The sequence below is a fragment of the Nakamurella sp. UYEF19 genome (genome assembly GCF_040546275.1).
In the GTDB taxonomy this organism is placed as follows: domain Bacteria; phylum Actinomycetota; class Actinomycetes; order Mycobacteriales; family Nakamurellaceae; genus Nakamurella.
The window spans coordinates 1-14,087 of record NZ_JBEPNO010000011.1 but is presented as its reverse complement, the minus strand read 5'-3'; the positions used below and the strand labels follow the sequence as shown (position 1 = coordinate 14,087).

Sequence of the window (14,087 nt, the reverse complement as noted above, 5' to 3'; positions counted from 1 at the left end):
GATGTCGCGTGCCGTTCTGTCGTTGGGCTCGAATCTGGGCGATCGGCGTCAACATCTGGCCGATGCCGTTGCCGCGCTGGCGAAGTGGCTGCCTGGCGGGGTGATCGCCGTGTCGTCCGTCTACCGGACGCCGCCCTGGGGTCCGGTTCCGCAGGACGACTACTACAACCTTGCGATGATCGCCTCCTCGCCCGATCTGGACGCCTACGGATGGCTGGACCTGTGCCGGGAGCTCGAGAGTGACGCCGGCCGTGTGCGAGATATCCGTTGGGGCCCGAGAACTCTCGATGCCGATGTGGTGGTCGTGGACGACGTCGTCTCGCAGGACCCGGATCTCACCCTCCCGCACCCGCGCGCCCACGAACGGGCGTTCGTCCTGCTGCCGTGGGCCGAGATCGACCCGGACGCAGTCCTTCCCGACCGCGGGCCGGTCCTGACCCTGCTGGCGGGCCTGGACTCCGCCGACATCAGTGCGGTCGGCCATGTCGGCTGATCGCACTCCCGCCTTCCGGATGGGACCGACCCGACCGCGCGATCTGATGGCCGTCGGGCTCGTCGCGGCCATCGTCGGCTACCTCGTCGTCCGCCTGAACTACGGCAGCATCCCGCCGATCCCGCGGTTGGCCGGGTTGGCGCCGGCGATCCTCGGGATCGCGGAGGCGATCTTCGGGCACGGACTGCGGCAGCGGATCCAGGTCCGCCGGGACGAGGGTCGTCAGGACCTCAGACCTCCGGTCCCGCCGTTGACCGCCGCTCGAGCGGTGATGACGGCCAAGGCCTCGGCCCTGGCGGGAGCTGCGCTGGGCGGGCTCTGGGTTGGCCTGCTCGCCTATGTCCTGCCGGACTCAGGCGTGATCACCGCAGCCCGATCGGATTCGGTGAGCGCCGGTGTCGGGCTGGCCGGCTCGGCTCTGATGGTCTTCGGGGCGTTGTATCTCGAATACTGCTGCCGGGCGCCCGAAGATCCGCGTGACGGGCGTTCGTCCACTCGGTGAGGTGGTCCGGTCTGCGCGCCGGAGGAGCAACGGGCTCGTGAACACACCCGGCCCCGGTAACCTGTGGGCCATGACCCGAGCCGGAAATCGCCCCCGCCGTGGGGTGACGCCCGTGCTCATGCGTGGCTTGTTGGTGCTGGGATTTCTGCTGGCCGTCGGTGCGATCGCGCTGGCGGTCTTCTCCGAGGAGGTGCGCTGGCTGAAGCTGGCCGCGCTGCTCGGAGTGTGGGCGGCCTTCACCGCAGCCTTCCCCGTCGTCTACTTCCGCCGGACCGCGCGTTCGGCCGAACTCAAGACCGAGGAGAGCAAGCGCACCTACGAACTCGAACTCCATCGCGAGATCACCGCGCGCCGGGAGTACGAGATCGGAGTTTCGGAAGCGGCTCGGGAGGACGCGGAGTCGCGGCATCGCGAGGAGCTGGCGGGTCTGCGCGAGCAACTCGACCGACTGAACACGACGTTGTCCGGTCTGCTCGACGGTGACCTGCTCTTCGAACGCCTGACGTTGTCCGCAGAGTCGACCAGGGTGCGACAGGTCGGCGATGCGGGCCGGAATCGGCTCGCGAACACGTCCCGCCCCGGCCAGATCGAGCACGCCCCCGAACCGACCGGGCCGTATGTCGGTCACCAGTCGAGCGCTCCTTCGGCGGTCCCCGGGTCGTCGGGCTTCGGCTCGTCCGGTCTAGGTGGTCCGTACCCGATGCGCGAGGACGACACCATCCAGTTCCCCCGGGCGATGTTCGGACCCGGTGCCCAGCCGGTGCCCGGTGCGCCGGTTGCGCCCGGCGTGGTCGATGAGCACGCCCACGCCCAGCCGGCGCACCCGCCCGCACCGTCGCCTGTTGCCGAGGTGGGGCCCGAGGTGGTGGTCGAGGCGGAGCCAGTCACGGAGCCGGAGCTGATCGTCGAGCCGGAGCTGATCGTTGAGCCCGAGCCGGCGGCTGAGGCCGAGCCGGAGTTGATTGTCGAGCCGGAGCCGGAGCCGGAAGCCGAGCCCGGCGTCGAGCCGGCGCCGGAGGCCGAGCCCGAGGCGGAGGCGGAGGCGGAGGCCGACACTGCGCCGGAGGCGCAAGAAGAAGCCGCAGCCTTCAGCGAACCCGAGCCAGCGCCGGAATCAGAGCCAGCGCCGGAATCAGAGCCGACGCCGGAATCAGAGCCGACGCCGGAATCAGAGCCCGCATCGGAACCGGAGCCGGCATCGGGGGCATTCGTCGACCCGGCAGCGCAGCCCGAAGACGGTGACACGCCGCCGGAGCATGCACTCGCCGGTACCGGCCACTCGGCTGGCATCTCGGTGGCCGACCTGCTGGCCGCCTACGGCAGCTCCGACGCCGCCCCTCGCCGTCGGCGACGGGCAGAGGACTGATCCGGGCTCTGCAGGCTCAACGAACGCCCAGGTCGCCGAATGCGCTGTCGACGGCCGACAGCAGCCGGTCGCGCAGCTCTTGGCCCCTGTCGGCGAAGCTGCGCTGGGCGGTGACGTACTCCGTCTTGCCGGAAGGGGTCTCGATCGGGATCGGTGGATAACCGAGTTCCGTGAGGTCGTAGGGCGATGCCCGCATGTCGATCTCCCTGATCTCCCGCGCGAGCAGGAAACAATCGAGCAGCAACTCGCTGGAGACGATCGGGACCAGGCGGTAGGCCCACTTGTAGAGGTCCATCGACGCATGCAGGCACCCGGGCTGTTCCATCCGGTCCCGGCTCCACAGATCCGGGGCCAGCAGGTTCCGCCCCCGGGCGGCCGGGGTGAAGAACCGGAAGGCGTCGTAGTGCGAGCACTTGATCTGGTGGTCGCGGACCACCTCGTCCGTCCCGTCCGCCCCGAGCCGCAGCGGCCAGTCCAGGTGCCGCCGGTCCTGGACCTGGTAGACCATCGCCCACTCGTGCAGGCCGAAACAACCGAACGAGGGCGTCGCCGCCCGGGTCCGACCGAGCAACTCGTGGATGAACCGCACACTCTTGCCCCGTGCGTCGAGGAAGTAGGCCGGGTCGACCACCACGGCGTCGGTGACGTCGCCGACCGGACGGGCGCCGCCCGAGACATCGCCCATCGCGACGCCAACGGGGAGGGCTCGATGGAACCGCCACTGGGCCCGGTCGCCGGCATCGAGCAGTCCGAATCGGGCTCCGGCGTGCCAGCGTCGGAGCTGGGCCGGCCGGTGCGAGTAGTAGGTGAAGAGGAAGTCCTCGACCGGATGGGTGCGATTCTCCGCGATCCGTGATCTGTGCGACGCCGTCAGTTCGTCGACCAGTTCGACGTGCCGTTCTTCCCGCTGGGTCCAGTCGTCGTGCGCGAGCAGTTCGACGGTGACGGATTCTTCACGACCGACGATCACCGGATCATTCTCCACCCATCACCCGGCTCGGAAATACCTCGGCGAAATCTCCGAACCGCGGCTGTGAAGGGGAGTGCGATCGCGGGCACGTACCCTTTGGAGTCGTGAGCTCCCGACCTGACGATCCAGAAGATGGCGTCAACCCAGAAGATCCGATCCATTCTGAACGATCCGGCCCGTCCGCGTCCGGCGAGCGCCCGGGAAAGTCCGGTGGCAAGCACGAGGTGTCGGGTGGGGACGACGATCTGCCGGAGCAGATGCGGGTCAGACGGGACAAGCGCGCCCGACTGTTGAATGCCGGAATTGATCCCTACCCGGTCGGTGTGGCCAGGACGACCGACCTCGCCGAGTTGCGGGCCCAGTTTCCGGACCTGGACCCGGACGTGCACACCGGCCGGACCGTCGGCGTCACCGGGCGGGTCATCTTCCTGCGCAATTCCGGAAAACTGTGTTTTGTGACACTCCGCGAAGGTGGAGCCGGGGAAACCGGCACAGAACTACAGGTGATGATCTCCCTGGCCTCGGTCGGTGCCGAGTCGCTGGCCTCCTTCAAATCGGACATCGATCTGGGCGACCATCTTTTTGCCGAGGGCGAGGTCATCACCTCCCAACGAGGCGAGTTGAGCGTTCTGGCCGATTCCTGGCAGCTCACCGCGAAGTCCCTTCGCCCGCTGCCCGTCGCCCACAAGCCATTGTCGGAGGAGATTCGCGTACGGCAGCGTTACGTCGACCTCATCGTCCGGCCGCAGGCCCGGCGCAATGCGGAGGTCAGGGCGCTGGCCAATCGCTCACTCCGGGAGACGCTGCACAACCGGGGCTACCTGGAGGTGGAAACTCCGATGCTCCAGGTGCTCCACGGAGGTGCAGCGGCCCGCCCGTTCGCCACCCACATGAATGCCATGGACATGGATCTCTTCCTGCGAATTGCGCCGGAGTTGTACCTGAAGCGTTGTGTGGTGGGGGGTATCGACCGGGTCTTCGAGATCAACCGCAACTTCCGGAACGAGGGTGCGGACTCTTCGCACTCGCCGGAATTCGCAATGCTGGAAGCGTATGAGGCCTACTCCGACTACAACGGCATGGCCGACCTGACCCGCGACCTGATCCAGAACGCGGCAACGGAGATCTTCGGTTCGACGACCGCCGTGCACGCCGACGGATCGGACTTCGATCTCGGCGGCGAATGGAAGTCCATTACGCTGTACGGCGCATTGTCCGAGGCGACGGGCGAGGACGTCGACGTGAACACCCCGATGGACCGCCTCGTCGAGTTGGCGAAGAAGTTCGGGGTGGCGGTCGCGCCACACTACGGGCCGGGCAAACTCGCCGAGGAACTCTTCGAGGAGCTGGTTGTCGAGTCACTGGTGCTGCCGACGTTCGTCCGCGATTTCCCGGCCGAAACGTCCCCGCTGACACGCGAGCACCGGGAGCGTCCGGGACTGACCGAGAAGTGGGATCTCTACATCCGTGGTGTGGAAACGGCAACGGCCTATTCTGAACTCGTCGACCCCGTCGTGCAGCGTGAGCGATTCGTCGACCAGGCCCGGTTTGCCGGATTGGGTGACGTCGAGGCCATGCTGCTGGACGAGGACTTCCTCCGGGCCATGGAATACGGCATGCCGCCCTCCGGCGGGATGGGCATGGGCGTCGACCGGCTGCTGATGGCGCTGACCGGATTGGGAATCCGCGAGACGATCCTCTTCCCGTTTGTGCGCCCGGGTGACTGACCGATCACAGCTCTTAGTTCGCTAACCCGACACTTAACCTGTGGCCCGGGCGGGAGTTCTTCGGGTGGCGCCTGTGGACAAGAATGAGGTTCGCGCGGGCGTACGCATAGTTCTCCGCCCAGATCTCCGGCCGAACGCATAGCGCAATGGCGGGTCGTGGTGGTTGTTTACGCATTTGTGATCTACTCTTGCAAGAGAACACATAACGGCCGACATGGCCCTATCAGGAGGAAAATCCATGGCCACCATGACCACCGTCAGTCTTGTTGATGACCTTGACGGAACCGTCGCCGCCGAGACCGTTGCATTTTCGCTCGATGGAGCGAACTACGAGATCGATCTGACCGACAAGAACGCGAAGAAGCTCCGCGACGCGCTGGCCAACTTCACGGCCCACGCGCGTCGGATCGATGGCGGGCGTCGGGTTTCCGCCGCCCGTGGTGCCAAGGCCAAGCCGGCCAAGGCCACCAAGTCCGCCGCTCGCACCGCTCCTGATCGTGAGCAGACCGCTGCCATCCGCGAATGGGCCCGCGCCGCGGGGTACGAGGTCTCAGAGCGTGGCCGTCTGTCGGCCGCCGTCCTCGACGCGTTCGAGTCGGCTCACTGACCGGACCGACGGCCTTCCGACCGATTGCGGTCGTCCGCCCACCGCCCCACCCACGACCCCCGACCGCGACCGCGGTGCGGGGGTCGTCGGCCTCTCGGGCCGAGCGCGAAATTGTCTACCCGCGCCTGTTCGCCCTCGGCGTAGGGCAGGTCCCTGGCGGAACGTCGCGACCAGGGGGAGCGTTAGACCCATCGTGGGGGTTCTGGTGCGCAGGACTCTCCGTCAAGAGTGGTTGAGCGAAGAGTGGATGAAGGACAGGGCTCCCCGGCCCGGCCCGACTAGACTCGAGCGATCCGGTCCGTGAGGGCTTCTGCTGCGAATGACTCACAGTCGTTCGCAGTGGACGTCAACACGGAATGGACCACCTCCCTGCCGCGCACGCTCGTAAGGAGTGCACATGTTCGAGAGATTTACCGACAGAGCGCGACGCGTGGTTGTCCTGGCGCAAGAAGAGGCCCGGATGTTGAACCACAACTACATCGGGACCGAGCACATCCTGCTCGGCCTGATCCACGAGGGCGAGGGTGTCGCCGCCAAGGCGCTCGAATCGCTGGGCATCGCGCTGGAAGGCGTTCGTGCCCAGGTCGAGGAGATCATCGGCCAGGGCCAGCAGGCCCCGTCCGGTCACATTCCCTTCACCCCCCGTGCCAAGAAGGTGCTGGAGCTCTCGCTGCGCGAGGCGCTGCAGCTCGGCCACAACTACATCGGGACCGAGCACATCCTGCTCGGCCTGATCCGAGAGGGCGAGGGCGTCGCCGCCCAGGTCCTGCAGAAGCTCGGCGCCGACCTGAACCGGGTCCGCCAGCAGGTCCTGCAGCTGCTCTCGGGATACCAGGGCAAGGAAACCGCCGCTGCCGAAGGAGGACGGTCCGAAGGCACCCCGTCGACCTCGCTGGTCCTCGACCAGTTCGGCCGCAACCTGACCCAGTCGGCCCGCGAGGGCAAGCTGGACCCGGTCATCGGCCGCGAGAAGGAGATCGAGCGGGTGATGCAGGTGCTGTCGCGCCGCACCAAGAACAACCCGTGTCTCGTCGGTGAGCCCGGCGTCGGCAAGACCGCTGTCGTCGAGGGCCTTGCCCAGGCGATCATCCGCGGCGATGTTCCGCAGACGCTCAAGGACAAGCAGCTCTACACGCTGGATCTCGGTTCGCTGGTCGCCGGCTCGCGCTACCGCGGTGACTTCGAGGAGCGCCTGAAGAAGGTGCTCAAGGAGATCCGCACCCGCGGCGACATCATCCTGTTCATCGACGAGCTGCACACGCTCGTCGGAGCGGGTGCCGCCGAGGGTGCGATCGACGCTGCCTCGATCCTCAAGCCGATGTTGGCCCGTGGTGAGCTGCAGACGATCGGTGCCACCACGCTCGACGAGTACCGCAAGCACATCGAGAAGGACGCCGCCCTCGAGCGTCGTTTCCAGCCGATCCAGGTCGGCGAGCCGACGGTGGCCCACACCATCGAGATCCTCAAGGGTCTGCGCGACCGGTACGAGGCCCACCACCGCATCACCATCACCGACGACGCGCTGGTTGCGGCGGCCACCCTGGCCGACCGCTACATCAACGACCGGTTCCTGCCGGACAAGGCGATCGACCTGATCGACGAGGCCGGCGCCCGGATGCGCATCCGTCGGATGACGGCGCCGCCGGACCTCCGCGACTTCGACGAGAAGCTCGCGAACGTCCGTCGGGACAAGGAGTCGGCGATCGACTCGCAGGACTTCGAGAAGGCCGCTGCGCTGCGCGATTCGGAGAAGCAGCTGCTGACCAAGAAGTCTGAGCGCGAGAAGGCTTGGAAGGACGGCGATCTCGACGTCGTCTCCGAGGTCGACGACGAGCAGATCGCAGAGGTGCTGGCCAACTGGACCGGCATCCCGGTGTTCAAGCTGACCGAGGAGGAGACCTCACGTCTGCTCCGCATGGAAGATGAACTGCACAAGCGGATCATCGGCCAGGACCAGGCGGTCAAGGCTGTCTCGCAGGCGATCCGTCGTACGCGTGCCGGTCTGAAGGACCCGAAGCGTCCGTCCGGTTCGTTCATCTTCGCCGGCCCGTCCGGTGTCGGCAAGACGGAGTTGACCAAGGCGCTCGCCGAGTTCCTCTTCGGCGACGAGGATGCCCTGATCCAGGTCGACATGGGTGAGTTCCACGACCGGTACACCGCGTCGCGGCTCTTCGGTGCCCCTCCCGGATACGTCGGGTACGAAGAGGGCGGTCAGCTGACGGAGAAGGTGCGTCGCAAGCCGTTCTCGGTGGTCCTGTTCGACGAGATCGAGAAGGCCCACCCGGACATCTACAACACGCTGCTGCAGGTGCTGGAGGACGGCCGGCTCACCGATGGTCAGGGCCGGACGGTCGACTTCAAGAACACGGTCATCGTCTTCACCTCCAACCTCGGCACGCAGGACATCTCCAAAGCCGTCAGCATGGGCTTTTCCGCCGGCGGCGACGAGTCGAACTACGAGCGGATGAAGTCCAAGGTCAACGACGAGCTCAAGCGTCACTTCCGGCCTGAGTTCCTCAACCGCATCGACGACGTGGTGGTCTTCCACCAGCTGACGCCCGAGCAGATCATGACCATGGTCGACCTCATGCTGAAGCGCGTCGAAGGTGCGCTGAAGAACAAGGACATGGGTCTGGAGGTCACCGATGCGGCGAAGCGGCTGCTCGGCGATCGCGGGTTCGATCCGGTTCTCGGTGCCCGGCCGCTGCGTCGGACCATCCAGCGGGAGATCGAGGACAAGCTGTCCGAGAAGATCCTGTTCGACGAGATCAAGCCCGGCCAGATCGTCCTGGTCGACGTGAAGGACGGCGAAGGCAGCACCGCCGATGTCGACAAGATCTTCACGTTCGTCGGTGTGCCGCGCCCGTCGGAGATCCCGGATTCGGTCGAGGCGGCCCTGGCCGTCGAAGGCCCCGGCATCAGCTTCGAGAAGGAGTGACCCGGGAATTTCCCCGGTGCTGAACTGAACTGATCGGCGAGCGGGCCGGACGAGCAATCGTCCGGCCCGCTCTGCTGTCCTGGCCCGGGTGCTGCGGGAACCGCGATGGTCGGAGCTCCGTCGGACGGGTAGCCGGCTTTCCCGGGCACCGGACAGGAGGGCACATGGACCTACGGCAAAGGATCTCCGACACCCCCGGCGGCATGAAGATCGGCGTGGTGTGCGCGGCACTGGCCTTCGTCATCAGCTTCAGCGAGAGCAGCTACAGCAACATCGACGGTGTGGTGACCTGGTTCTACTACGACTACGCCGCCATGGGCTTTGCCGCCATCATCCTGATCGGTGTGGTGGCCGGTTTCCGCCAGAATCACTCTGCTCATCCGGCCCGACGGGCTCCGGCCGGCTATCTCCTCGGTCTCGCTGCCGTTCTCGTACTGTTCGCCGCACTCCACGCCCTGCGCGGACTCGGCGTGATCCTCGCGTTCTGAGGGTGCGTCGAGCACGTTCAGGTGGGCAGCATCAGCCCGCCGTCGGCGGACACGACGGCAAGCCCGTCCGCGATCAGGGACAGCACGCAGCGCGTTCGCTGGTCGGCGTCCGGCCACACCACGTCGATCGCCGACGACGGCACCGGTTCGGTGGCTTCCCGGAGCACCGCCATGATGCGTCCGCGCACTTGTCGATCGGTGCCCGCCCAGGTCTGGACCGGGCGGGCTGCGGTCGATGTGGGATAGCCGGCGGCCCGCCAGGCGCAGCGGCCGGCGAGCGGGCAGTCTGCGCATCGCGGGTTCGCCGCACTGCACACCAAGGCCCCTAGCTCCATCACCGCTGCCGAGAAACGAGCCGCGACAGCGGGTTCGGGAGGTAACAGGACCTCGAGCTCGCGCCGGTCCGCCGGTGTTGCCGCCTCCCGGATGCTGTCCAGCCCGCGCACCGCCCGCGACAGCACCCGCCGCACATTGGTGTCCACCACCGGCGTCCGCTCGCCGAAGGCAAATGCCGCAACGGCTCTCGCCGTGTACTCGCCGACGCCCGGCAGGGTGATGAGCTCGGCAACGGTCGACGGAACCTGCCCGCCGAACTCGTGGGTGACGGCCGTGGCTGCTGCGTGCAGCCGTAGCGCCCGTCTCGGATAGCCGAGCCGTCCCCAGGCCCGGACCGCGTCGCCGGTGGAATCAGCGGCGAGATCGGCGGGGTGGGGCCAGAGTTGCATCCAGGCCTCGAAGACGGGCAGCACCCGCACGACCGGTGTCTGCTGCAGCATGAACTCGCTGACCAGGACTGCCCATGGTCCGGCGTCTGGTCGGCGCCACGGCAGATCCCGGCCGTAGTCGGCGAAGAACGTCAGCAGCCGTGCGGGGTCCAGTGCCCCGGGTCCACCGACGGCATCCTGCGGGCCGCGGTCGCCCGGTCGTTCGGTTGCCGTCATCACGTCCCTCGTTCGTCGGAACCCCTGCGTCCGTGGGCACCGGTGACCTCGTTCGAGATCGTCACGGACCGGCCCTGCTTCACCGGATTCCGTGCTCGTCGAGGTTACCGTCGAGGTCGTGATGCATCCTGTCGGTCCCCGCTCGCCCAGGGTCTACTGGGTCCGCCGGGTCGCCTTCGTGGTCGCCGTCGTCGCGGTGGTGGTCGGGGTCATCTTCCTCGTTCTCGGCAGGTCGTCTGGATCGGCCGGCGGCACGGCGGTTGGACCGGCGGCAGTGAGCGGGACTCAGACCAAGCTGACCGGAGTGCTCGCCTCGTCCGGTGGTTCGGCCACCGGAGCGGCGAAGACCTCCGATGGTGCGAAGGCCTCGGCCGGCGCCGCCGGGTCGACCACGCTCACGCCGAGTACGAAGTCTGCGGCATCCTCGAGCAAGGCCGTGACCTCGCGGGCCACCACCAAGCCGCCGGTGACCCCGACAACCAAACCCGTGACGACCAAGCCCGTCACGACCAAGCCTGTGACGACCAAGCCTGTGACGACCAAGCCTGTGACGACCAAGCCCGTGGCGCCGCCGGCTGTGACGACTCCCGCAACCAAGGCGACCATCGCGAAGACCACGCCGGCGACCACGACACCGACCGGCACCACGCCCGGGACGACGCCGGCCACCACCACAGCCCCACCGGCGCCGAGCAGCGACGCGCAGGGTCGGCTGCTGTGCCCCGATTCGGGTCTGAAGGTGGTGGCGACCACCGGCACCACGACCTATCCGCTCGGGGTTCAACCGACCCTGGGGGTCTTGATCACCAATGCCGGATCGGTGACCTGCACCCGCGATCTGTCGGGCAGTCTGCAGGTGTTCTCGGTCTACACCGCCGCCGGCGCGCGTGTCTGGTCGACGACCGATTGTTTCCCGGGCACCGGCACCGACATCCGGACGCTGACGCCGGGAGAATCGGTGCAGTACAACATCAAGTGGTCGGGCACGACGTCCAGCCCCGGTTGCCCGGCCGACCGGGTGCCGGTGCCGGCTGGTCAGTACCAGCTCCGCGCTGCCGTGGGCTCATTGGCGGCGGCGCCCGCGGCGCTGACCATCAGCTGACCCCGCCACGGCCCGTCGGCTGACGCGATCCTGATCGTCAGCTGATGCAACCGTGCACCGGCTGCGAGGTATCCGACGATCCGATCTACCCGCCTTCCCGGATCAGAGCGGGGCACCGTACCGGTCGACGATTGAGGACTCGGCGAGGCGTGACAGACCCTCGCGGACCACACGGGCGCGGCCCTCGCCGACACCATCGACCAGCTGCAGGTCCGCGGCAGTGGCGGCAAGGAGGCCCTGAAGGTTGCCGAAGTGGGCGATCAGGCGGTCCAGGATCACGGGCGGGACCCGCGGAATGCCGGCAAGGAGCCGATATCCGCGGGGGCTGGTCGGCGACTCCAATGAATCCAGCTGCCCCGGGTATCCGAGCACGCGGGACACGGCCGTCAGGTCCAGGATCTCGGTTTCGTCGAGCCGGCGCAACCCGGCGATCACCAGCTGGACGTCGAAGCCGACGGCCTCCGGTGGGAGGTAGTCACGGATCAGCAGCTCGCGCATTTCCTCCGTGCCGCTGACCAGCTCGTCGAGTTGCAGACCGAGCAGCCGGCCGTCGGTACCGAGTTCGATGACGCTGCTGGTGAGCTCGTCGGCGATCCGGCGGACCATCAGCAACCTCTGCAGTACCGTCATCGCGTCGCGGAGGGTGGCAAAGTCCTCGATCTCCAGGGCCGACAACGAGGCCGTCACCTCGTCGAGGCGGAATTTGTACCGCTGCAGGGTGGCCAACGCCTGGTTGGCGCGACCGAGAATGGTCGACGGATCGGCGACCACGTGCCGCATGCCGCCGAAATAGAGACTGATGATGGCCATCGAATGGCTGACCGCGATGACCGGCAGATCGGTCTGCAATGCGGCCCGCTCCGCCGTTCGGTGGCGGGTGCCGGATTCGACCGTAGGAATCGACGCATCCGGCATCAGCTGGACGTTGGCCCGGAGAATCCTGGTGGCGCCGTCGTCGAGTACGACGGCGCCGTCCATCTTGGACAGCTCGCGGAGCCGGGTAGGGGAGAACTCGACGTCCAGCCGAAATCCACCGTCGCACATGGCCTCGACCACCGGGTCGTACCCGAGAACGATCAGGGCTCCGGTGCGACCCCGGAGAATGCGCTCCAGACCCTCTCGCAGGGGGGTTCCCGGGGCGATCCGGGCGAGTACTTCACGCTGGGCCTCGACGGCGGCGCGCTCGTCGATCACCAGCTTCCCCTCATCAGCTCTGCCGTCATCTGATTTCCCCCGTCGCATCCCACAGCGGAAACGGCTGCGAATGGCAGTCTAGTTGTTCCCGGGTGCATCAAAGGGAATCGATCTCGCCACAGATCGACGTCGAACCGTCATTTCCGTCGCCGCTCCAACCATCTGACAACACCATTGTCGTTGCCGAGCGCACGCATCGCGTCACCAAGATTCTCGGCCTCGTCGACCCTCATCCCCTTGGGCCGCGAGCTGTCGCTTCCCGCCGGGACGACGGCGTGGTCGAATCCCAGACGCGCGGCCTCGGCCAGGCGACGCTCCATGTGCTGGACCGGCCTGACCTCGGCGGAGAGGCCCAGCTCGCCGAACATGATCAGCCCGGGAGCCAGCGGGATGTCCCGTGCCGAGGACCAGACCGCCATGGCCAGCGGCAGATCCGCCGCCGGCTCGATCACCTTGACGCCGCCCACGGTGGCCGCGAGCACCTCCCGCTTGGCGACGTCCACGCCGCCGAGACGGTGCAGGATGGCCAGCACCATGGCCGCACGGGCCGCGTCCAGACCGGAGAGCGTGCGACGCGGCGGACCCTCCGAGTCGGCCGGCCCGACGAGCGCCTGCAGTTCGACCGGAATCGCCCGACGACCCTGCATGGTGACGGTGGAACAGGTCCCCGGGATGTGTAGCTTGCGTCCGGACAGGAACAGGCCGGACGCGTCGGACAGGCCGACGATGCCGTTCTCGACCATCTTGAAACATCCGACCTCGTCGGCCGGACCGAATCGGTTCTTGACGCCGCGGATCAGCCGGAGCGGCGAGTTGCGGTCGCCCTCGAAGTGCAGGACGACGTCCACCAGGTGCTCCAATACCCGGGGACCGGCAATGGCTCCGTCCTTGGTCACGTGACCGACCAGGACGCAAGCGATCCCGCGCTCCTTCGCGATGGCCGTCAGGGTGGCTGCGACCGCCCGGACCTGCGTGACACCACCGGCGGTGCCGTCGACCTCCGCCATGGAGACGGTCTGCACCGAGTCGACGATCAGCAGGCCGGGGCCGACCGCGTCGATGTGGGCCAGCACGGCGGACATCTCGGTCTCGGCCGCCAGGTAGAGGTTGGGATGGATGGTCCCCATCCGGTCCGCGCGCATGCGCACCTGTGCGGCCGACTCCTCACCGGTGACGATGAGTGCCGGCGTCCGGTGGGTCTTCGCCCAGGCATGCGCGGCCGACAGCAGCAGGGTCGACTTGCCGACCCCTGGTTCACCCGCCAGCAGGACTACGCCGCCGGGCACGAGGCCACCACCGAGTACCCGGTCGAGCTCGGCCACGCCGCTCGGCTTGGCCGCGACCTGGCTGGCGTCGATCTCGCCGATCGGTCGCGCCGGCGCCGTCACGGGGCCGGCGGTGACCTTGCGAAGCATCGTCTTGACCGCCCCGACCTCGGCCAGCGATCCCCAGGCCTGACAGTTGGGGCACCGCCCGGCCCATTTGGGGACGGAGGCACCGCACTCCGTGCAGTGGAAGGCGGGTTTCGCCGCTTTCGTTGCCTTGGCCGACGATCGCGCCGATGACAGACCTGACCCGCCGGAGCTCGAAGAACCGAACCCGGAACGGGGGGAGAACGAAGAGGTTCCTGACATGGATCGAACACTAGTTCAAGCCACCGACAGCGTCGGTGACGCGGGCCGAAGGCTCGCCGGAGCAGTCGCGGGTGCTGCTGCTGGGTGAGGGTGGCTGCCGACCGGCCCACCACGGCGAATCCCAC

Annotated in this window: 12 protein-coding genes; 8 read left to right on the top strand and 4 right to left on the bottom strand. The window is 67.6% G+C overall.

Going from position 1 to position 14,087, the window contains the following annotated elements; genetic code table 11:
• The first annotated feature begins 1 nt into the window (after position 1).
• The 3 genes from folK (at position 2) to ABIB25_RS15725 (ending at position 2,361) form a co-directional block, all read left to right on the top strand.
• A complete protein-coding gene (folK, locus tag ABIB25_RS15735; RefSeq protein ID WP_354529415.1) occupies positions 2 to 493 on the top strand; it encodes a 2-amino-4-hydroxy-6-hydroxymethyldihydropteridine diphosphokinase in 492 nt (163 codons plus the stop codon).
• Positions 483 to 995: a DUF3180 domain-containing protein gene (locus ABIB25_RS15730; protein ID WP_354529414.1), complete on the top strand. Its 513-nt coding sequence runs from the start codon at positions 483 to 485 to the stop codon at positions 993 to 995. Before folK ends, ABIB25_RS15730 begins: the two co-directional genes overlap by 11 nt.
• Before the next feature lie 70 nt (positions 996 to 1,065).
• Positions 1,066 to 2,361, top strand: a complete 1,296-nt coding sequence (locus tag ABIB25_RS15725; RefSeq protein WP_354529413.1) for a DUF6779 domain-containing protein — start codon at positions 1,066 to 1,068, stop codon at positions 2,359 to 2,361.
• A 16-nt stretch (positions 2,362 to 2,377) separates the two neighbouring features.
• On the opposite strand, the gene ABIB25_RS15720 is transcribed toward ABIB25_RS15725, so the two are convergent.
• Complete coding sequence (locus ABIB25_RS15720) at positions 2,378 to 3,331, bottom strand: 3-methyladenine DNA glycosylase (RefSeq protein WP_354529412.1); 954 nt, start codon at positions 3,329 to 3,331, stop codon at positions 2,378 to 2,380.
• A 257-nt stretch (positions 3,332 to 3,588) separates the two neighbouring features.
• On the opposite strand from ABIB25_RS15720, the gene lysS reads away from it, so the two are divergent.
• From lysS to ABIB25_RS15700, 4 genes are all read left to right on the top strand, one after another.
• Positions 3,589 to 5,058, top strand: coding sequence for a lysine--tRNA ligase (gene lysS / locus ABIB25_RS15715; RefSeq protein WP_354529560.1), 1,470 nt, complete (start codon positions 3,589 to 3,591; stop codon positions 5,056 to 5,058).
• A 238-nt stretch (positions 5,059 to 5,296) separates the two neighbouring features.
• Positions 5,297 to 5,665, top strand: a complete 369-nt coding sequence (locus ABIB25_RS15710) for a histone-like nucleoid-structuring protein Lsr2 (protein ID WP_354529411.1) — start codon at positions 5,297 to 5,299, stop codon at positions 5,663 to 5,665.
• A 397-nt stretch (positions 5,666 to 6,062) separates the two neighbouring features.
• A complete protein-coding gene (locus ABIB25_RS15705; protein ID WP_354529410.1) occupies positions 6,063 to 8,603 on the top strand; it encodes an ATP-dependent Clp protease ATP-binding subunit in 2,541 nt (846 codons plus the stop codon).
• A 164-nt stretch (positions 8,604 to 8,767) separates the two neighbouring features.
• The gene (locus tag ABIB25_RS15700) at positions 8,768 to 9,091 is read left to right on the top strand and encodes a hypothetical protein (protein WP_354529409.1); all 324 of its coding nucleotides are present in this window, start codon (positions 8,768 to 8,770) and stop codon (positions 9,089 to 9,091) included.
• Positions 9,092 to 9,108: 17 nt separating this feature from the next.
• On the opposite strand, the gene ABIB25_RS15695 is transcribed toward ABIB25_RS15700, so the two are convergent.
• Positions 9,109 to 10,032 (bottom strand): HhH-GPD family protein, encoded by a 924-nt coding sequence (locus ABIB25_RS15695; RefSeq protein WP_354529408.1) that lies wholly within the window; start codon positions 10,030 to 10,032, stop codon positions 9,109 to 9,111.
• A gap of 118 nt (positions 10,033 to 10,150) precedes the next feature.
• Between ABIB25_RS15695 and ABIB25_RS15690 the strand changes: the two genes are divergently transcribed.
• A complete protein-coding gene (locus ABIB25_RS15690) occupies positions 10,151 to 11,134 on the top strand; it encodes a hypothetical protein (RefSeq protein ID WP_354529407.1) in 984 nt (327 codons plus the stop codon).
• 102 nt (positions 11,135 to 11,236) lie between these two features.
• Here ABIB25_RS15690 and disA read toward each other — a convergent pair whose 3' ends face one another.
• Positions 11,237 to 12,328 (bottom strand): DNA integrity scanning diadenylate cyclase DisA, encoded by a 1,092-nt coding sequence (gene disA, locus ABIB25_RS15685; protein ID WP_502919823.1) that lies wholly within the window; start codon positions 12,326 to 12,328, stop codon positions 11,237 to 11,239.
• 137 nt (positions 12,329 to 12,465) lie between these two features.
• Positions 12,466 to 13,962, bottom strand: a complete 1,497-nt coding sequence (gene radA / locus ABIB25_RS15680; RefSeq protein WP_354529406.1) for a DNA repair protein RadA — start codon at positions 13,960 to 13,962, stop codon at positions 12,466 to 12,468.
• Positions 13,963 to 14,087 lie beyond the last annotated feature (125 nt).

Coding starts and splice junctions, on each gene's coding strand:
- radA (WP_354529406.1), bottom strand. CDS start 13,962: ATGTCAGGAACCTCTTCGTTCTCCCCCCGTTCCGGGTTCGGTTCTTCG.
- ABIB25_RS15725 (WP_354529413.1), top strand. CDS start 1,066: ATGACCCGAGCCGGAAATCGCCCCCGCCGTGGGGTGACGCCCGTGCTC.
- ABIB25_RS15730 (WP_354529414.1), top strand. CDS start 483: ATGTCGGCTGATCGCACTCCCGCCTTCCGGATGGGACCGACCCGACCG.
- ABIB25_RS15695 (WP_354529408.1), bottom strand. CDS start 10,032: ATGACGGCAACCGAACGACCGGGCGACCGCGGCCCGCAGGATGCCGTC.
- ABIB25_RS15710 (WP_354529411.1), top strand. CDS start 5,297: ATGGCCACCATGACCACCGTCAGTCTTGTTGATGACCTTGACGGAACC.
- ABIB25_RS15700 (WP_354529409.1), top strand. CDS start 8,768: ATGGACCTACGGCAAAGGATCTCCGACACCCCCGGCGGCATGAAGATC.
- lysS (WP_354529560.1), top strand. CDS start 3,589: ATGCGGGTCAGACGGGACAAGCGCGCCCGACTGTTGAATGCCGGAATT.
- ABIB25_RS15705 (WP_354529410.1), top strand. CDS start 6,063: ATGTTCGAGAGATTTACCGACAGAGCGCGACGCGTGGTTGTCCTGGCG.
- folK (WP_354529415.1), top strand. CDS start 2: ATGTCGCGTGCCGTTCTGTCGTTGGGCTCGAATCTGGGCGATCGGCGT.